Here is an 18,657-nt window from a genome sequence, read left to right as displayed (position 1 = left end):
CTCGCGTAAGGGGCCAGACGTACACACTACAGGAATCACGGAGTCGTTATGCAACAGTCTAATCCGTATCTCTCTTTTCGCGGCATCGGTAAAACGTTCCCCGGTGTTAACGCGCTGACCGATATCAGCTTCGACTGCTATGCCGGCCAGGTTCATGCCCTGATGGGGGAAAACGGTGCCGGAAAGTCCACGTTGTTGAAAATCCTCAGCGGCAACTATGCGCCGACGACCGGCACGCTGGCCCTGCGCGGCGAAGAGGTGGCCTTTGCCGATACCACGGCGGCGCTCAATGCCGGGGTGGCGATTATCTATCAGGAGTTACACCTTATTCCTGAGATGACGGTGGCGGAAAATATCTATTTAGGCCAGCTTCCGCATAAAAGCGGCGTGGTAAATCGTTCGCTACTTAATTATGAAGCGGGGCTGCAGCTTAAGCATCTTGGTCTGGACGTCGATCCGCAGACGCCGCTGAAATACCTCTCCATCGGCCAGTGGCAGATGGTTGAAATTGCCAAGGCGCTGGCGCGTAACGCCAGGGTTATTGCCTTCGATGAACCGACCAGCTCGCTCTCCGCGCGTGAAATCGAAAACCTGTTCCGCGTGATCCGCGAGTTGCGGCAGGAAGGCCGCACCATTTTGTATGTCTCGCACCGCATGGAGGAGATATTTGCCCTGAGCGATGCCATCACCGTCTTTAAAGATGGGCGCTATGTGCGCACCTTCACCGATATGCAGCAGGTTAACCATGACCAGCTTGTTCAGGCGATGGTCGGGCGCGACCTGGGCGATATTTATCACTGGAAACCGCGCGAGTACGGCCCTGAGCGTCTGCGTCTGGACAACGTCAAAGCGCCGGGCGTGCGAACGCCGGTTTCGTTATCCGTACGCAGCGGTGAGATCGTCGGACTGTTTGGCCTGGTAGGGGCGGGGCGCAGCGAGCTGATGAAAGGGCTGTTCGGCGGTACGCGCATTACCGCAGGGCAGGTCTCCATTGACGGCGAGCAGGTCGATATCCAGAAACCTGCCCACGCGATCAGGGCCGGGATGATGCTCTGCCCGGAAGACCGCAAAGCGGAGGGGATCATTCCGGTGCATTCGGTGCGCGACAACATCAACATTTCCGCCCGCCGTAAGTTTATCCGCGCGGGTTGCCTGATAAACGACGGCTGGGAGTCGAGCAACGCCGACCACCATATTCGCTCGCTGAATATCAAAACGCCGGGACCGGAACAGCTGATCATGAATCTGTCAGGCGGTAACCAGCAGAAGGCCATTTTAGGCCGCTGGCTGTCGGAGGATATGAAGGTCATTTTGCTGGACGAGCCGACGCGCGGAATCGATGTGGGCGCAAAGCACGAGATTTACAACGTGATCTATGAACTGGCAAAACGCGGCGTGGCGGTGCTTTTCGCCTCCAGCGATCTGCCTGAGGTGCTTGGCGTTGCCGACCGCATTGTGGTGATGCGCGAAGGCGAAATCGCCGGTGAATTACTTCATGAACAGGCGAATGAACAACAGGCGTTGAACCTCGCCATGCCTAAAGTCAGCCAGGCTGTCGCCTGAGTAAGGAGTTAATGATGTCCTCTGTTACTACATCCGGAGCGCCGAAGTCGGCTTTTAGTTTTGGACGCATCTGGGATCAGTACGGCATGCTGGTGGTCTTTGCCGCACTCTTCATCGCCTGTGCGATCTTCGTTCCTAATTTTGCCACCTTCATTAATATGAAAGGGCTGGGGCTGGCGATTTCCATGTCCGGCATGGTGGCCTGCGGCATGCTCTTCTGCCTGGCCTCCGGTGATTTCGACCTGTCGGTGGCCTCGGTTATCGCCTGTGCGGGCGTCACCACAGCGGTGGTGATCAACATGACGGAAAGCCTGTGGATTGGCGTTTTTGCCGGTCTGTTGCTCGGCGTCATCAGCGGTCTGGTGAACGGTTTTGTTATCGCGCGCCTGAAGATTAACGCCCTGATTACCACGCTTGCGACGATGCAGATAGTCCGTGGCCTGGCCTATATCATCTCCGACGGTAAAGCGGTGGGGATTGAAGACGAGCGCTTCTTTACGCTGGGCTACGCCAACTGGCTGGGCCTGCCTGCGCCTATCTGGCTCACCGTGGCCTGCCTGATCCTGTTCGGCTTCCTGCTGAACCGCACCACTTTCGGCCGTAACACGCTGGCGATCGGCGGTAATGAAGAAGCGGCCCGTCTTGCAGGGGTGCCGGTTGTGCGCACCAAGATTATTATCTTCGTGCTCTCCGGGCTGGTCTCCGCCGCGGCGGGGATTATTCTGGCGTCGCGTATGACTAGCGGCCAGCCAATGACCTCCATCGGTTATGAGCTGATCGTCATCTCGGCGTGCGTTTTAGGGGGCGTTTCCCTCAAGGGCGGCATCGGAAAAATCTCATATGTGGTGGCCGGTATCCTGATTTTGGGCACCGTTGAGAACGCCATGAACCTGCTGAATATTTCGCCGTTCTCTCAGTACGTCGTGCGTGGTCTGATCCTGCTCGCAGCCGTGATCTTCGACCGTTACAAGCAAAAAGCGAAGCGTACCGTGTAACCCCAGCGCTGACTTTTTATTGCTCAACTAATAACCATAGTTGACCCCTGAACCGCCTCGCCAGTTTTGCTGGCGGGGCGGTTGTCAAATGGCGAGGCCCATCACACTGTCTATACTTACATGGCTATGAAAGAGGTAAAGGCGTTTACCTCTCGTAAACCGTAAGGAGGATTAGGGTGGCTGACTTGTTAACCGCACCGCCTGTACTGCCCGGAAAATATGCTTTCTTTTTTGACCTCGACGGGACGCTCGCCGGGATCCAGCCGCATCCTGACGACGTGGTCGTACCGGATACGGTGCTAGAGAATTTGCAGCAGCTCTCCAGACTGAACGAGGGCGCATTGGCATTGATTTCAGGGCGCTCAATGGCCGAGCTGGATGTGCTCGCCAGTCCTTACCACTTTCCGCTGGCCGGTGTACACGGAGCGGAGCGCCGCGATATCCATGATCAACTGCATGTTGTATCACTCCCCGATACTTTAATTCAGGCGTTACACGCTGAACTCTCCTCGGCGCTGGCGTCGCTTCCGGGCACGGAACTGGAAGCGAAGGGCATGGCGTTCGCCTTGCACTATCGGCAGGCTCCGCATCACGAAGCGGCAATCTTTGCGATTGCCCGCAGCGTGGCCGATGCACACCCGCAGCTCGCGCTGCAGCCAGGGAAATGCGTCGTCGAGATAAAACCTGAGGGCATTAATAAAGGTGCCGCTATTGCGGCGTTTATGGCGGAACCGCCATTTAAGGGACGTACACCGGTATTTTTTGGCGATGACCTGACCGACGAGGCCGGGTTTCGCGTGGTAAAACAAGCCGGAGGGATCGCCGTCAAGGTGGGGCCTGGTGACACTGTCGCTGAATGGCGTCTGGCGAATGTCGCCAGCGTCTGGCAGTGGATTTCTGATATCGCTAACCAGCAACAACAACAAATAGCGCAAAACAAAGGGGGAAACCATTATGGGTCGCTTAGTCGTCGTCTCTAACCGAATCGCACCGCCTGATGATAAAAAAGCCAGTGCAGGTGGCCTGGCGGTAGGGGTATTAGGTGCCTTAAAAGCTGCTGGCGGGCTGTGGTTTGGCTGGAGTGGTGAAATCAATGAAGAAGAGAAACCGCTTAAAAAGGTCACGCGGGGGAACATTACGTGGGCATCCTTTGCGCTAAAGGAGAAAGACTATGACGAGTATTACTCGCAGTTCTCCAACGCGGTGCTGTGGCCTGCGTTTCACTATCGTCTCGACCTGGTAAAATTCCAGCGGGAATCCTTCGAGGGCTACTCGCGGGTGAATGCGCTGCTGGCGGATAAACTGCTGCCTTTAATCGAGGAAGACGATATTTTATGGATCCACGATTATCATCTGCTTCCCTTCGCCAGAGAGCTGCGTAAAAGAGGTGTCAACAACCGGATTGGCTTCTTCCTGCACATTCCGTTCCCGACGCCGGAAATTTTCACCGCGCTGCCGCCGCATGAAGAACTGCTGGAAGCGCTGTGTGATTACGACCTGCTGGGCTTCCAGACCGAAAATGACCGCCTCGCGTTCCTTGACTCCGTGTCAGGTAAAGCGCGCATGGCGACCAGGGGTGGCAAAACCCATACGGCGTGGGGGAAAACCTTCCACACCGAGGTCTACCCGATTGGTATTGAACCCGACGAAATTGCGGAACAGGCCTCCGGTCCGCTGCCGCCGAAGCTGGCCCAGCTTAAGAATGAACTCAAGCACGTAAAAAATATCTTCTCGGTAGAGCGTCTGGATTATTCCAAAGGGCTGCCGGAACGCTTCCTGGCGTATGAAACGTTGCTGGATAAATACCCTCAGCACCACGGTAAAATCCGCTATACCCAGATCGCCCCAACGTCACGCGGGGAGGTACAGGCGTATCAGGATATTCGTCATCAGCTTGAGACAGAAGCGGGGCGCATCAACGGACGCTACGGTCAGCTGGGGTGGACGCCGCTCTTTTACCTGAATCAGCATTTTGACCGTAAAATCCTGATGAAGGTCTTCCGCTATGCGGACGTGGGGCTGGTTACGCCGCTGCGTGACGGGATGAACCTGGTGGCAAAAGAGTATGTGGCGGCGCAGGACCCGGCCGATCCGGGTGTGCTGGTGCTTTCTCAGTTTGCCGGGGCCGCGAACGAACTAACTTCAGCACTTCTCGTTAACCCTTACGATCGGGATGATGTGGCAAACGCCCTCAACCGCGCCCTGACCATGCCGCTGACGGAGCGTATTTCTCGCCATGCCGAAATGATGGAGACGATCCGTAAAAACGATATTAATCACTGGCAGGCGCAGTTTATTCAGGATCTCCGTGATATAACTCCGCAAAGCCATGAAGGCGATCTGCAAAAAAAGATCGCGACCTTCCCTAAACTCGCCTGATTTTCCTCTGGGGGGTTAGCTCCCCCCAAGAGGCACCAGCAACACATCCACCTGGCTCGAGGCGATAATAGATTTTGCCGCGCAGGTAGCCCGCGAAATAAAGCTGTGGTTATGGTTTCCGCAAATCACTAAATCAATATTCTGTTTGCGGCACATATCAAGAATATGCGCATTGAGTTCCCCCGTCGCAATAACGGTTTCATGAATGGGGTACTCTGCTTTTTCGACAAGCTCTCGCAGAAACTGCTGCGTTTCTTCCTGCAAAACCTCACGAATATCTTCCAGCATCGGGGCCGCCAGCTGATTGTACATCTCGGGCTCAGCCGCGAGGGTGATGAGGCTGATGCGCGCATTATGCGGTCGGGCGATGGATACGGCCCGGGCGACAAGCTGGTGACTTTCGGGGGAAACAGCAACAGAAACAAGAAGATGGGAGTAACTCATGGCGCACTCCTTAGATGTCTGACAAACAGCGTTTTATCACCATTACCGCGAATTTCCTGGTTTCGCAAGACTTGAATACGACATTAGTGTGAAGCTTATCATAATTATTCATTAATTATTCTTATAAGAAGAATAACTGATAAATGCGCCTAAATGAAAAAAATTAACAACTTAACGTAAGTCACACAAATCTACGCTTTCGCCATTAAATCATTTTAACAAGTTATAAACGCATTTCGAATGGTCACGTATTGAAACGATTTTTTTGCCGGAAATGCATAACTCTATGTTTTGTCGAAGTAATCAAAATGTGTCTCTGACGCATGCGCGATGTAAACGATTGCTGATATCGCACGGACAGATAAAAGCACGTTGCGTGCCACTTTTTCTCAAGCTTCTGCATGAGTATTCGTCGATTAAGAATACAAAACAGTGCTGATTGCTTAAAAAACGAGCAAATTAGAAGTCATACTGATGGATTTATGGGTAACATTCACCTTAAATTGTGTGACGTGGATCACATTTTTTTTAAATTTGAGGGTGGCTGCATTGTATGTGTCAAATCTGACGAGTAGAGTTTGCGTCGAATTAGGAAAAATCTTAGTTATTTGTAAGAAATGATAAAACATGTAAGAGATGTAACCACGTTTCATCTCCGTCACGTTTTGATGAATACAAACCTAGATTCAACTATGCATTTAGCCTTTTCTTTTTTATACCGGGTGATTTCCCGGCGACATCACGGGGTGCGGTCTTTCCGCATAAAAATAATAGTTGGTTATTCGGGATGGGAACAATGCATACATCCGAGTTGCTAAAACATATCTATGACATCAATTTGTCGTATTTACTGCTCGCGCAGCGTTTAATTAGTCAGGACAAGGCGTCCGCGATGTTTCGTCTGGGTATTAACGAAGAAATGGCAACCATGCTGGGTGGGTTAACCCTCCCGCAGATGGTAAAACTGGCGGAAACGAATCAACTGGTGTGCCAGTTCCGTTTTGATAATCCGCAGACGATCACGCGTCTGACGCAGGAATCCCGCGTTGACGATCTGCAGCAGATCCATACCGGTATTCTGCTCTCCACTCGTTTGCTTCACGAAATCAGCCAGCCTGATGACGCAGCCCGTAAGAAAAGGGCCTAGCAATGAGCGAGAAAAGCATTGTTCAGGAAGCGCGTGACATACAGTTGGCCATGGAGCTGATTACGCTGGGTGCTCGTTTACAAATGCTGGAAAGCGAGACTCAGCTGAGTCGTGGTCGTCTTATCAAGCTGTACAAAGAGTTACGTGGTAGTCCCCCGCCGAAAGGCATGCTGCCGTTCTCGACGGACTGGTTTATGACATGGGAGCAGAATATTCATGCTTCCATGTTCTGTAATGCCTGGCAGTATCTCCTCAAAACTGGTTTATGCAGCGGCGTTGACGCCGTGATCAAAGCCTACAAACTTTACCTTGAACAATGTCCACAGCAGGAAGAGGGGCCACTGCTGGCGCTGACTCGTGCATGGACGCTGGTGCGTTTTGTCGAAAGCGGAATGCTTGAACTGTCGCGCTGCAACTGCTGCGACGGCAATTTTATTACCCATGCTCATCAGCCTGCAGGCAGCTTCGCCTGTAGTTTATGTCAGCCTCCATCCCGCGCAGTAAAAAGACGTAAACTTTCCCGGGATGCTGCCGATATTATTCCACAACTGCTGGATGAACAGATCGAACAAGCTGTTTAACCCGAACGTGTGGGCAAGATTCCAGCAGCGGTAAGCCATTACCGCTGCTTTTTTTTACCCCGCAAACGGTAAACGCTGCGAACTGAACGTCCTTGCCATAGTCACTAGCGGAAGGATGATGTCGTGCTTATCTTATTAGGTTACCTGGTAGTTCTCGGTACAGTTTTCGGCGGTTACATGATGACCGGCGGGCACCTTGGAGCACTCTATCAACCGGCTGAACTTATTATCATCGGCGGCGCAGGGGTAGGGGCTTTTATCGTTGGTAACAACGGTAAATCGATCAAGGGCACGCTGAAAGCAATTCCATTGCTGTTCCGTCGCTCGAAATACACCAAAAGCATGTATATGGATCTGCTGGCGCTCCTCTATCGCCTGATGGCGAAGTCGCGTCAACAGGGGATGTTCTCGCTTGAACGGGATATCGAAAACCCGAAAGAGAGCGAAATTTTTGCCAGCTATCCACGTATTCTGGCGGACGCCATGATGCTGGATTTCATCGTCGATTACCTGCGTCTCATCATCAGCGGCAATATGAATACCTTCGAAATAGAAGCGCTGATGGACGAAGAGATCGAAACCCACGAAAGCGAATCTGAAGTGCCGGCCAACAGCCTGGCGCTGGTGGGTGACTCGCTTCCGGCGTTCGGAATCGTGGCGGCGGTCATGGGGGTAGTACATGCCCTGGCCTCGGCGGACCGCCCGGCGGCTGAACTGGGCGCACTGATTGCCCACGCGATGGTCGGTACTTTCCTCGGTATTTTGCTGGCGTACGGTTTTATCTCTCCGCTGGCAAGTGTCCTGCGCCAGAAGAGCGCGGAAACCACCAAAATGATGCAGTGCGTGAAGATCACGCTGCTCTCGAACCTCAACGGTTATGCGCCACCGATCGCGGTTGAGTTTGGCCGTAAAACGCTTTACTCCAGCGAGCGTCCGTCGTTTATCGAGCTTGAAGAACACGTGCGCGCGGTGAAAAACCCAAACCAACAGACGACAACTGAGGACGCATGAAAAATCAGTCCCATCCGATCGTCATCGTAAAAAAACGCAAGCACAAGGGCGGCGGACACGGTTCTCACGGCTCCTGGAAAATCGCGTACGCCGACTTTATGACCGCAATGATGGCGTTCTTTCTGGTGATGTGGTTGATCTCCATCTCCAGCCCGAAAGAGCTTATCCAGATTGCCGAATATTTCCGTACCCCGCTGGCGACGGCAGTGACCGGTGGGCCGCGTATCTCTAACAGCGAAAGCCCGATCCCTGGCGGCGGCGATGATTACACCCAGCAGAAGGGTGAGGTGAAAAAAGAGCCGAACATCGACGAGCTGAAACGCAAGATGGAGCAGGCGCGTCTGAAAAAACTGCGTGGCGATCTTGATCAGCTGATTGAAGCCGATCCCAAACTGCGCGCGCTGCGTCCGCACCTGAAAATCGATCTGGTTCAGGAAGGGCTGCGTATTCAGATTATTGATAGCCAGAACCGCCCGATGTTTAAGACCGGGAGTGCGGAAGTTGAACCGTACATGCGCGATATTTTACGCGCCATTGCCCCGGTGCTGAACGGCATTCCTAACCGAATCAGCCTTTCGGGCCACACGGATGATTTCCCGTACGCCAGTGGAGAGAAGGGATACAGCAACTGGGAGCTTTCTGCCGATCGTGCCAACGCCTCGCGTCGCGAGCTGGTGGCCGGTGGGCTTGATGATGGCAAGGTACTGCGCGTGGTCGGCATGGCAGCAACCATGCGCGTCTCCGACCGCGGGCCGGATGACGCCATCAACCGTCGTATCAGTCTTTTAGTGCTGAACCAGCAGGCGGAGCAGGCCATCCTGCATGAAAACGCCGAAAGTCAGAATGAGTCACTGGACGATTTAAAACAGCCTGGGGCCGTCCCTGCGGCTGCCGTTCCAACATCGCCACCAGCCAATCCGAGGTGATAGCGTGAGCATGGATATTAGCGATTTTTACCAGACATTCTTTGATGAAGCCGACGAACTGTTGGCGGATATGGAGCAACATTTGCTCGATCTGGTGCCCGAAGCACCGGACTCCGAGCAGCTCAATGCCATCTTCCGCGCGGCGCATTCCATTAAAGGCGGAGCCGGAACGTTTGGATTTACCATCCTGCAGGAAACCACCCACTTAATGGAAAACCTGCTTGATGAAGCACGACGCGGTGAGATGCAGCTCAATACCGACATTATCAACCTGTTTTTGGAAACCAAAGATATTATGCAGGAACAGCTCGACGCCTATAAAAGCTCGGCAGAGCCTGATGCCGCCAGCTTTGAATACATCTGTAATGCGCTGCGCCAGCTCGCCCTGGAAGCGAAAGGTGAAGTCGCTGCAGCCGTTGTCCCTGCGGCGAAGCTGAGCGTTGTCGATGCATCCGCTGCCGAAGAGGCCGCGCCAGCCGCTGCACAAGCAGGCAAACTGCGCGTTGTGCTGTCACGCCTGAAAGAGAATGAAGTTAACCTGCTGGAAGAAGAGCTGGGTAACCTGGCGAAATTAACTAACGTGGTGAAAGGTAAGGACAGCCTCGCGGCGACCCTGGATGACGGAATCGATCAGGACGACATCGTGGCGGTGCTGTGCTTTGTGATTGAAGCCGACCAGATTGCCTTCGAAACGGAAACCGCCCCGGCAGAAGCGCCAGCTGCGCAAGAAGAGGTGGCCGTCGTCGCGCAGGCTGCGGCACCAGCTGTTGCGGCTCCGGCGCTGAAGGCGGTGCCAAAAGAGCCCGCGGCGCCTGGCCGCGCGGAAAAACCAGCCGCGCGCTCCAGCGAGTCCACCAGCATTCGCGTTGCCGTTGAGAAGGTTGACCAGCTGATTAACCTGGTTGGCGAACTGGTGATCACCCAGTCCATGCTGGCGCAGCGCTCTAACGAACTGGACCCGGTCACGCACGGCGATCTGATTACCAGCATGGGTCAGCTGCAGCGTAACGCCCGGGATCTGCAGGAATCGGTCATGTCCATCCGTATGATGCCGATGGAATATGTCTTCAGCCGCTTCCCGCGTCTGGTGCGCGACCTTGCCAGCAAGCTGAATAAGCAGATTGAACTGACCCTGATGGGCAGCTCAACGGAGCTGGATAAGAGCCTGATCGAGCGCATCATCGACCCGTTAACGCACCTGGTGCGTAACAGCCTCGACCACGGTATCGAACTGCCGGAAAACCGCATTGCCGCCGGAAAATCCCCGGTCGGGAACCTGATCCTCTCAGCGGAACATCAGGGCGGGAATATCTGCATTGAAGTGACCGATGACGGCGCCGGTCTTAATCGCGAGCGCATCCTGGCAAAAGCCATTTCGCAGGGGATGGCGGTCAATGAAAACATGACCGACGAAGAAGTGGGCATGCTGATCTTCGCGCCGGGCTTCTCGACCGCCGAGCAGGTGACGGACGTTTCCGGGCGCGGCGTCGGCATGGACGTGGTGAAACGTAACATCCAGGAGATGGGCGGCCACGTTGAGATCCAGTCTAAACAGGGTTCCGGCACCACTATCCGCATCCTGCTGCCGCTGACGCTGGCAATCCTCGACGGCATGTCAGTCAAAGTCGCGGACGAAGTCTTTATTCTGCCGCTGAACGCGGTGATGGAATCCCTCCAGCCGCGTGAAGAAGATCTGCATCCTCTGGCGGGCGGCGAGCGCGTGCTGGAAGTGCGCGGCGAGTACCTGCCGCTGGTCGAGCTGTGGAAAGTGTTTGAAGTGGACGGGGCGAAAACCGAGGCCACGCAGGGGATTGTGGTGATCCTGCAAAGTGCGGGCCGTCGCTACGCGCTGCTGGTCGATCAGCTGATTGGTCAGCACCAGGTGGTGGTGAAGAACCTCGAAAGCAACTACCGCAAGGTGCCGGGTATTTCCGCTGCCACCATTCTCGGGGATGGTAGCGTGGCGCTGATCGTCGATGTGTCGGCGCTTCAGGGATTAAATCGTGAACAACGTGTGGCGTACACAGCCGCCTGATTAAGTAGAAGGTAATAACATGACCGGTATGAGTAATGTAACGAAACTGGCGGGCGAGCCATCAGGGCAGGAGTTCCTGGTATTCACTTTGGGCGATGAGGAGTACGGCATCGATATCCTGAAAGTGCAGGAAATTCGTGGTTACGACCAGGTTACCCGCATCGCAAACACGCCTGCGTTTATTAAAGGCGTCACCAACCTGCGCGGCGTCATTGTGCCAATCGTGGATCTGCGCGTGAAGTTCAGCCAGGGCGACGTTGACTATAACGACAACACCGTGGTGATCGTCCTGAACCTGGGGCAGCGCGTGGTGGGTATCGTGGTGGATGGCGTATCTGACGTCCTCTCCCTGACCTCCGATCAGATTCGCCCTGCGCCGGAGTTTGCGGTCACGCTGTCGACGGAATACCTGACCGGTCTGGGGGCGCTCGGCGAGCGTATGCTGATTCTGGTGAATATCGAGAAGTTGCTGAACAGCGACGAGATGGCGCTGCTGGATATCGCGGCGAGTCATGTAGCGTAAAACAAAGCCGGGTGGCGCTGACGCTTACCCGGCCTACGTGTTCGAGCCATTTGTAGGCCGGGTAAGGCGAAGCCGCCACCCGGCTTTTTCATGCCCTACGCTTCCTGCTCTACCAGCTCAGCTTCCGCTTCGCGAGCGCCTTCGTTCTGCGAGAGCATCGCCGTCGCTATCCCGTTCCCCAGCACGTTAATTGCGGAACGGCCCATATCCAGGAAGTGGTCAATCCCCATCAGCAGCAGAATGCCCGCCACTGGAATGTTAAAGCTCGGGATCGTCGCGGCCAGCACCACCAGCGAAGAACGCGGCACGCCCGCAATCCCTTTCGACGCCAGCATCAGGGTCAACATCAGCACCGTTACCTCAGAGAAGCTCAGGTGAATGTTGTACGCCTGAGCGATAAACATCGAGGCGAAAGAGCAGTACACCATCGACCCCACCAGGTTGAAGGAGTAGCCAATCGGCAGAACGAAAGAGGCAATATTGCGCGAGCAGCCAAAGCGCTCCAGCTGTTCCAGCGTTTTAGGGTAGGCCGCTTCAGAACTGCTGGTGGTGAACGCAACCAGTACCGGATCTTTCAGCATGCTGACCAGGCGAAACACCTCTTTTTTCAATACCATGTAGCCTACGGCCAGCAGCACCATGCAGGTGAGCAGGATGGCAACATAGTAGCCGCCAATAAAGGAGGCGTAGTTCAGCAGGATGCCCAGACCCTGCGTGGCAATGACGGAGGAGATCGCCGCGAAGATGGCCAGCGGCGCAACGTACATCACGTAACCCGTTACCTTCAGCATGATATGCGAAACCACATCCAGCGCGGCAACCAGCGGCGCGTTGAATTTCTGCCCCAGCGATGCGCCGCCGATGCCGAAGAACATTGAGAACACCACAATCTGCAGGATCTCATTGTTCGACATCGCCCCTGCGATGCTGGTTGGAATGGTGTGAGACAGGAACGCTTTCAGCGTCATCCCGCCCACGGCCAGACCGGTATCCACCGCCTCGGTTGGAATAGTCAGGTTCAGGCCGCTTCCGGGATGCTCCAGCGTGACGATAAACAGACCAACCAGAATAGAAAGCACGGATGAGCTGATAAACCACACCATCGCTTTGCCGCCCACACGACCAATGGTAGAGGTTTCACCCAGCTTCATAATGCCTACGGTCAGCGTGCTGAAGACCAGCGGCGCAATGACCATTTTGATCAGACGGAGGAAAATATCGGTCAGAAGGGTAATATTATCCGACCAGGCTTTGATGGCATCCGCAGATGCGTACTCGTGAATTGCCGCCCCTGAAAGAATACCCGCCAGCATGAATATCACGATGAAGAGTGTGAGTTTGTTTGCACTTGCCACGAAAAAAGACCCTCTATGCGCTTCAGATGTAGCCCGCGCCGATACATATAAATTTTTTATTACTGCGCGGGAAAATATTCGGCACATAAATTGACGCAAAGCGTAGGGGGATACAACTCCTTTTTAATTTTTATTAGTTTTGTTGTTATTGGCGTGACGATATATTGTGATGCTTATCACACTTTAGCGGATATATCCTCAGTTTTCGCAGTGGTTTTTTTCTTTCTTCTTTTTTAACTTTCTGATTTTTAAACAAAAAAACTGTCAATAAGACATTGGTTTGTCTCTGCGCGTCGCGGGTGGTCGAAGCGATATCCGTAAACTAAATTCTCAGTAACCCCCCTCTGAGGAACGTTAAGCGGGGCTAACATCTTGAACGTTAAAAATAAAATGTCGCAAGGGAACGGAGACGTCTTCTGGAGGGTGGTAAATGAAAAGAAAACTTCTTTTGATCTGCGCAGGCGCGTTGCTGACTGCGACAACGGCCCATCAGGCGCTGGCGGTCACCAGCAACGGCACCATTGGTGCCACGCTGACGCTGACAAACGGCTGCCTGATTAATGGATCGCCAGCGCAAAGCGGCATTAACTTCGGTACGCTCGATTTCGGTACCCATCCGGCTACCTTTTCCACTCTTACGACGCAGCTGAGCGGTGCCAGCGGCGGAAACACCTTCACCATTCAATGTACGACCGCCAGCTATACGGTGGCGATCACCGGGAATACCCACTCCACCGCGCCCGGCTCCGTTGTCGGCTCGCCCGGTACGCCAGAGCGCTATCTGGTGAATACGGCCAACGCAGCGCAGGGCGTGGCGTACAGCCTGTACAGCGATAGCGGGTTTAATACCGTGATTGCGAATAACGCTGCGCTGCCGATAACTTCCACGGCGGGCGGGGTGGACAGCTATACCCTGTACGGACGCATTACCGGCGGCGGTAACAGCGTGACGGTGGTTCCGGGCACTTACACCGACACGATTAACGTCAGCGTGACCTATTAGACCAGCACTGCCATGAGGGCATCTTTTATATGTCTGCGCAACTGCGCAGAGGGATCCGTGCAGCCTTTTGCCGCGCTGGTGCTCGGGCTATTGATGGTTTCCCCGGCAAACGCGGTGACCTCGCAGTCGTTTAAGGTCAGCGCGATCATTGTACCGGGCTGCGCGGTCGCTACCGGCAGCGGGGGGCTTCTCGGTACGCTGGATTTTGGCACTCATAACGGCGTAGAAAGCGCGCCGGTGAGCACCAGCTTTGTGCCGAACGGAGCTTTGTCCATCGCCTGCACGCCCGGCGTGGCGCTGAGCATGAGTATTAATGGCGGTCAGAATTATTCATCCGTTCGCCGAATGAAACGCGCAAACGGGACGGAAATGGTCCCCTATCGGCTCTACAGCAGCAGTTCGCTGGCGGCGAACAGCGAAATTGGTGTCAACCAGGCGATACCGGTGACCTATACCAACAGCAATAACATCGCGCTGCCGCTTTTTGGCGTGGCGCTACTGACCGGATTTAGCCCGGCAGGAACGTATTCCGATCAGCTCACCGTGACCTTGTCATGGTAATAAAGGGAGAGAGGCGATGAAGCCATTTATCAGGCGTCTGTGTCTGGCGGGTGTTCTGGCAGGCATTGCAGCATCCGGACAGGCGCAGGCGGCAGCGACCATCCTGCTCTGGCCCATCGATCCGTGGCTTGACGCCGACGCCAGAGCCACGGAGCTATGGATCCAGAATCAGGGAAACAGCGCGACGACCATGCAGGTGCGCATTGTGCGCTGGAAGCAGGAGGGCGGTTATGAACGCTATAGCGCGCAGCAGGATGTGGTCGCCAGCCCGCCGATTGTCACCATCCAGAAGGGCAATAAGCAGCTGATTCGTTTGATTAAACAGGGCGCGGTGCCTGCGGGCGTCGAGCAAGCCTACCGCATCATCGTGGACGAAATTCCCCAGCCTGACGCGAAGGCCGAACCTTCCATAGGCCTCAAATTACAGATGCGTTACTCCATCCCGCTGTTTGTCTACGGGCAGGGGATCCCGACAATAAAAGAGGGGGCGCACCACGCGCTGGTGGAGACCCAAAACCTGAGCTGGCGGGTGACGCAAGCGGAGGGACAGCCTGCACTTGAAGTCCGGAATCGGGGGGATGTCCATGTCAGACTGAGCCAGGTGTCACTGGAGCAGGGGGGACAGAAACGCACCGTCGCGGAAGGGTTGCTGGGTTACGTCCTTCCGGGCAGCACGCGCAGCTGGCCGATACCCGCTGGCGTACGTCAGCCAGACAGGATGAGCGCGCAGATTAATGCCAGGGACGAACAATGGCAGTCGCCCCCCGTCAACTGAAGCCGGCAATAATGATACTGCTTTGCGTCAGCGCCACGACCTGGGCCGATCCCGGTGACGACAGTTTGCCACCGCCTCCGCAGGCGCAGGCGTTAAACGATGAGGCAGTGTTTCAGCTTGCCCTCGTGCTTAACCACTACGACACCGGCCTGGTGGTGCCCGTGACGCAGCGTCAAGGCGCTTTCTTTATCTCCAGCGCCGATTTGCTGCGCGCGGGGCTTCCCCCGGAGCATGTGCCCGCCGGAGAGGTGGATCTCACCACGCTTAGTCAGGTACGGGTGGAGTACGACAGCGCCGCGCAGCGCCTCCTGCTGACCGTTCCCCGCGACTGGGTCACCGCCCGCGTGACCCCTTTTGGCGCGCAAGCGGCGCAGTCCAAACCGCATTACGGGCGCGGGGCGCTGCTCAATTATGATTTCTATACCAACCATGCGGAACATATTGGCGGTCAGGCGTCGCTCTGGCACGAGTTCCGCTACTTCAATGAGAACGGCTCGTTCTCCTCCACCGGCTATGCCCGAAAAAATTTCACCGGCAACGACGGCCAGCAGGAAGGCTATGTCCGCTATGACACCACGCTGCTGATCACCAATGAAGATGATGCGACCACCTGGAGCGCCGGTGACGTGATCAGCGATGCCCTGAGCTGGAGCTCCAGCGTGCGGATGGGCGGCATTAGCTACGGACGCGATTTCTCCCTGCGCCCGGACCTGGTGACATGGCCGCTGCCGGAGTTCTCGGGAGAGGCGGCGGTGCCTACCTCGGTGGATCTCTTCATCAACGGCTATCGCTCCGGCTCCACCCAGCTCCAGCCGGGCCCCTTCACCCTGACCAATTTGCCTTATATCAACGGGGCGGGGGATGCGGTACTGGTCACCACCGATGCGCTGGGGCGTCAGGTGAGTACCACGCTGCCGTTTTACGTCACCAGCGATTTGCTTAAGCAGGGGCTGAGCGACGGCGCCGTGACGTTTGGCAGCCTGCGGCGGAATTACGGCATCAGAAATTTTGACTATGGTCCTGCGGCAGGCAGCGGTTCGTATCGCTACGGGCTAACCGACTGGCTGACGCTGGAGGGCCACGCCGAAGGAGCAGAAGAACTGGCGCTGGGCGGGGCGGGGACGGTGATAAAACTCGGGCGGTTTGGCGTGGTGAATACCGCTTACTCACAAAGCCGCATGCGCGGAGACGACGGCGGGCAAATTAACTGGGGTTATCAGTACAGCACCAGCGAATTTAGCATCGCCACCCAGCACACCCGTCGCGATCGCGGCTTCGGCAACCTGGCGCTCTACGATCAGCCGACGGTGTATGACGAAAATAACCGGCCTATCGCCAGCTTTAGCCGCAATACGGACCAGTATTCTCTGACCTTCAATCTGGGACAGTACGGCAATATCGGCGCGGCCTGGATTGGCGTGGAGAGTTTTGACAGCCAAAAAACGGAGCTGCTCAATCTCTCCTGGAGCCGCAATCTGTGGGGGGCGAGCAGCATTTACCTGGCCGGCAGCCGGGACCAGCAGCGTGGGGACTGGACGGTTGCGCTGTCGCTGCAGGTTCCGTTGGGGGTACGGGACAGCGTTGCCGTCACCGTTGAAAACACCCCAGATGCAGGCAGCACGCAGCGCATTAACTACAACCACTCTATGCCTTCTGACGGCGGGTTTAGCTGGAACATGGCCTGGGCCAACCAGTCGCGCTCGCGTGATTATCAACAGGGAACCCTGGGCTGGCGCAATAACAACATTGAACTGCAGGGCGGCGGCTATGGTGAAAGAGAGTCCATGACCTGGTGGGGCGAAGCGATGGGCGCCGTTGTGCTGATGGACGGCGAGCTGTTTGCGGCGAACAAAATCAACGATGCGTTTGTGGTGATCAGCACCGACGGGCACCCGGACGTGCCTGTCAGCTACGAGAACCAGCCCGTCGGCAAAACGAATAACAACGGCTACCTGCTGGTCAGCGGGGTATCGGCCTATTATCCGGCGAGCTACCGGATCGACACGCTGAATCTGCCGGCGGATACCCGGCTGAAAGAGACCGAGCGGCGGATCGCCATTCGCCGTCACAGCGGCTATCTGGTGGACTTCCCGATGGAGCAGGAGCGGGTGGCAAGCGTCATTCTGCACGATGCGCAGGGCCAGGCGATCCCGGTGGGAAGCCAGGTTCGACGCGCGTCGCGCAGCAATGCGGTGGTGGGGTATGACGGCATCGCCTGGCTGGAAAACCTCAGCGATGTGAACCCGCTTGAGGTGATTACCCCTGGCGGGAAGCGCTGCACGGCGACCCTGACGGTGGGGGCCAATCCGGAACATAAGCTGCAAACCTACGGTCCGCTGGTTTGTCGGGAGGGACCATGACGCGCCTGCTGCTGTTGATGCTGCTGCTGTTCTCCGGCGGTGGCTGGGCGGCGTGTACCGTTAGTACGGTTAATGCGTCGTTTGGCAGCGTCACGTCGTTCGCGCTCAGCGGAACCGGGGAGGTGGAAACCACCGGCACGCTGGTGGTGGCGTGTGATGCCGTGCTCAACATCCTGACCAGCGACTCGGTGACGCTGAACTACACCTCGGCATCGGTTTCGGGCAACAGCCGCGCCACCATGAAGCGTACGGATAACGCGGCCATCACGGACGTGATCCCCACCCGGCTGTGCGGATTATCCGGGTGCGCGAGCAGCAGCGAGGTGCAGATAAGCAAAGCGTATACCTGGAGCGGGAACACACTGCTGGGGTTGCTCGGGTCAAAGCGGTACAACATACCGCTCTATTTTCGCACCGTCCCCGGACAAAACGTATCTGCCGGTCCCTACCAGGTGCTGCTGACTTTCAGCATCAACTACAACGTCTGCGCCGTCGGTCTTGGAAGCCTGTGTACATCTCCCCAGTCGGGCACTGCAACGACCAGCATTCTGCTTAACATGAACGTCACCAATGACTGCAGCGCCATGACCACGCCGGACGTGAACTTTACCAGCGCGCCGCTGGTGCAAAGTTTCCCCACTGTTTCCCAGGCTATTGCCGTCACCTGCACCAAAGGCAGCACCTACACCATCGGCATTAATAACGGTGCCAATGCTCTCAATAATGTCCGCCGGATGGTAAGCGGCAGTAACACCCTGAGTTATGACATCTATAAAGAAGCCACAACCAACCGCTGGGGCGGCAGCGGCGCCGAGCGCTGGACCAGCGCGACCTCCTCGCAGGTCAGCTCTGACGGTTTACTGCGGACCTACAATTACACCGCCAAAGTCCTGACCAGTCAGGCCACGCCGCCCGCCGGCACCTACACCGATACGCTGATCGTTGACGTCGCGTTTTAACCCCGCGCTTTTCCCTTTCGCAAATGTAAAGTTCCTGTGG

Annotated in this window: 17 protein-coding genes; 15 read left to right on the top strand and 2 right to left on the bottom strand. The window is 55.9% G+C overall.

The window, feature by feature from the left end; all coding sequences use genetic code 11:
• Window positions 1-48: 48 nt before the first annotated feature.
• From araG to otsA, 4 genes are all read left to right on the top strand, one after another.
• Complete coding sequence (gene araG, locus D5066_RS10785; protein ID WP_119915929.1) at window positions 49-1,563, top strand: L-arabinose ABC transporter ATP-binding protein AraG; 1,515 nt, start codon at window positions 49-51, stop codon at window positions 1,561-1,563.
• A gap of 14 nt (window positions 1,564-1,577) precedes the next feature.
• Window positions 1,578-2,558, top strand: a complete 981-nt coding sequence (araH, locus tag D5066_RS10780; RefSeq protein WP_032644894.1) for an arabinose ABC transporter permease AraH — start codon at window positions 1,578-1,580, stop codon at window positions 2,556-2,558.
• A 176-nt stretch (window positions 2,559-2,734) separates the two neighbouring features.
• Window positions 2,735-3,538, top strand: coding sequence for a trehalose-phosphatase (otsB, locus tag D5066_RS10775; protein WP_119915928.1), 804 nt, complete (start codon window positions 2,735-2,737; stop codon window positions 3,536-3,538).
• Window positions 3,513-4,937 (top strand): alpha,alpha-trehalose-phosphate synthase, encoded by a 1,425-nt coding sequence (gene otsA / locus D5066_RS10770; RefSeq protein WP_119915927.1) that lies wholly within the window; start codon window positions 3,513-3,515, stop codon window positions 4,935-4,937. Before otsB ends, otsA begins: the two co-directional genes overlap by 26 nt.
• A 15-nt stretch (window positions 4,938-4,952) precedes the next feature.
• Here otsA and uspC read toward each other — a convergent pair whose 3' ends face one another.
• Window positions 4,953-5,381, bottom strand: coding sequence for a universal stress protein UspC (gene uspC / locus D5066_RS10765; RefSeq protein ID WP_080329494.1), 429 nt, complete (start codon window positions 5,379-5,381; stop codon window positions 4,953-4,955).
• A gap of 796 nt (window positions 5,382-6,177) precedes the next feature.
• On the opposite strand from uspC, the gene flhD reads away from it, so the two are divergent.
• The 6 genes from flhD (at window position 6,178) to cheW (ending at window position 11,604) form a co-directional block, all read left to right on the top strand.
• On the top strand, window positions 6,178-6,528 hold the full coding sequence (gene flhD / locus D5066_RS10755; protein ID WP_208861682.1) for a flagellar transcriptional regulator FlhD: 351 nt from the start codon (window positions 6,178-6,180) through the stop codon (window positions 6,526-6,528).
• Window positions 6,529-6,530: 2 nt separating this feature from the next.
• The gene (gene flhC, locus D5066_RS10750) at window positions 6,531-7,109 is read left to right on the top strand and encodes a flagellar transcriptional regulator FlhC (protein ID WP_013096051.1); all 579 of its coding nucleotides are present in this window, start codon (window positions 6,531-6,533) and stop codon (window positions 7,107-7,109) included.
• A gap of 123 nt (window positions 7,110-7,232) precedes the next feature.
• Window positions 7,233-8,120: a flagellar motor stator protein MotA gene (gene motA, locus D5066_RS10745; RefSeq protein ID WP_008500417.1), complete on the top strand. Its 888-nt coding sequence runs from the start codon at window positions 7,233-7,235 to the stop codon at window positions 8,118-8,120.
• Entirely contained in the window at window positions 8,117-9,046 is a 930-nt protein-coding gene (motB, locus tag D5066_RS10740; RefSeq protein ID WP_028013653.1) for a flagellar motor protein MotB, read from the top strand. Before motA ends, motB begins: the two co-directional genes overlap by 4 nt.
• Window positions 9,047-9,050: 4 nt before the next feature.
• Complete coding sequence (gene cheA / locus D5066_RS10735) at window positions 9,051-11,081, top strand: chemotaxis protein CheA (RefSeq protein WP_080329492.1); 2,031 nt, start codon at window positions 9,051-9,053, stop codon at window positions 11,079-11,081.
• 19 nt (window positions 11,082-11,100) lie between these two features.
• Window positions 11,101-11,604, top strand: coding sequence for a chemotaxis protein CheW (cheW, locus tag D5066_RS10730; protein ID WP_008500420.1), 504 nt, complete (start codon window positions 11,101-11,103; stop codon window positions 11,602-11,604).
• 95 nt (window positions 11,605-11,699) lie between these two features.
• Here the strand turns inward: cheW and D5066_RS10725 are convergent, their stop codons facing one another.
• Window positions 11,700-12,959: a dicarboxylate/amino acid:cation symporter gene (locus D5066_RS10725; RefSeq protein WP_028018606.1), complete on the bottom strand. Its 1,260-nt coding sequence runs from the start codon at window positions 12,957-12,959 to the stop codon at window positions 11,700-11,702.
• A gap of 430 nt (window positions 12,960-13,389) precedes the next feature.
• Between D5066_RS10725 and D5066_RS10720 the strand changes: the two genes are divergently transcribed.
• Genes D5066_RS10720 through D5066_RS10700 form a run of 5 tightly spaced genes read left to right on the top strand, consistent with a single transcriptional unit; the run spans window position 13,390 to window position 18,617 of the window.
• Window positions 13,390-13,962 carry a Csu type fimbrial protein gene (locus D5066_RS10720; protein WP_080329491.1) on the top strand — a complete coding sequence of 191 codons (573 nt, stop codon included), beginning with the start codon at window positions 13,390-13,392 and terminating at the stop codon, window positions 13,960-13,962.
• 12 nt (window positions 13,963-13,974) lie between these two features.
• A complete protein-coding gene (locus D5066_RS10715; RefSeq protein WP_119915925.1) occupies window positions 13,975-14,523 on the top strand; it encodes a Csu type fimbrial protein in 549 nt (182 codons plus the stop codon).
• A gap of 16 nt (window positions 14,524-14,539) precedes the next feature.
• A complete protein-coding gene (locus D5066_RS10710; protein ID WP_119915924.1) occupies window positions 14,540-15,298 on the top strand; it encodes a fimbrial biogenesis chaperone in 759 nt (252 codons plus the stop codon).
• Window positions 15,274-17,658, top strand: coding sequence for a fimbria/pilus outer membrane usher protein (locus D5066_RS10705; RefSeq protein WP_119915923.1), 2,385 nt, complete (start codon window positions 15,274-15,276; stop codon window positions 17,656-17,658). Before D5066_RS10710 ends, D5066_RS10705 begins: the two co-directional genes overlap by 25 nt.
• Window positions 17,655-18,617 (top strand): Csu type fimbrial protein, encoded by a 963-nt coding sequence (locus D5066_RS10700; RefSeq protein WP_080329487.1) that lies wholly within the window; start codon window positions 17,655-17,657, stop codon window positions 18,615-18,617. Before D5066_RS10705 ends, D5066_RS10700 begins: the two co-directional genes overlap by 4 nt.
• Window positions 18,618-18,657: the final 40 nt, after the last annotated feature.

Source organism: Enterobacter chuandaensis (assembly GCF_003594915.1).
Lineage (GTDB): Bacteria > Pseudomonadota > Gammaproteobacteria > Enterobacterales > Enterobacteriaceae > Enterobacter > Enterobacter chuandaensis.
The sequence above is the reverse complement of the archived record's forward strand: the minus strand, read 5'-3'. Positions and strand labels throughout refer to the sequence as shown.

Bases quoted from the DNA above. Each gene is read 5' to 3' on its own strand.
- araG (WP_119915929.1), top strand. From the start codon at position 49: ATGCAACAGTCTAATCCGTATCTCTCTTTTCGCGGCATCGGTAAAACG.
- araH (WP_032644894.1), top strand. From the start codon at position 1,578: ATGTCCTCTGTTACTACATCCGGAGCGCCGAAGTCGGCTTTTAGTTTT.
- otsA (WP_119915927.1), top strand. From the start codon at position 3,513: ATGGGTCGCTTAGTCGTCGTCTCTAACCGAATCGCACCGCCTGATGAT.
- uspC (WP_080329494.1), bottom strand. From the start codon at position 5,381: ATGAGTTACTCCCATCTTCTTGTTTCTGTTGCTGTTTCCCCCGAAAGT.
- flhD (WP_208861682.1), top strand. From the start codon at position 6,178: ATGCATACATCCGAGTTGCTAAAACATATCTATGACATCAATTTGTCG.
- flhC (WP_013096051.1), top strand. From the start codon at position 6,531: ATGAGCGAGAAAAGCATTGTTCAGGAAGCGCGTGACATACAGTTGGCC.
- motB (WP_028013653.1), top strand. From the start codon at position 8,117: ATGAAAAATCAGTCCCATCCGATCGTCATCGTAAAAAAACGCAAGCAC.
- cheW (WP_008500420.1), top strand. From the start codon at position 11,101: ATGACCGGTATGAGTAATGTAACGAAACTGGCGGGCGAGCCATCAGGG.
- D5066_RS10720 (WP_080329491.1), top strand. From the start codon at position 13,390: ATGAAAAGAAAACTTCTTTTGATCTGCGCAGGCGCGTTGCTGACTGCG.
- D5066_RS10715 (WP_119915925.1), top strand. From the start codon at position 13,975: ATGAGGGCATCTTTTATATGTCTGCGCAACTGCGCAGAGGGATCCGTG.
- D5066_RS10710 (WP_119915924.1), top strand. From the start codon at position 14,540: ATGAAGCCATTTATCAGGCGTCTGTGTCTGGCGGGTGTTCTGGCAGGC.
- D5066_RS10705 (WP_119915923.1), top strand. From the start codon at position 15,274: ATGGCAGTCGCCCCCCGTCAACTGAAGCCGGCAATAATGATACTGCTT.
- D5066_RS10700 (WP_080329487.1), top strand. From the start codon at position 17,655: ATGACGCGCCTGCTGCTGTTGATGCTGCTGCTGTTCTCCGGCGGTGGC.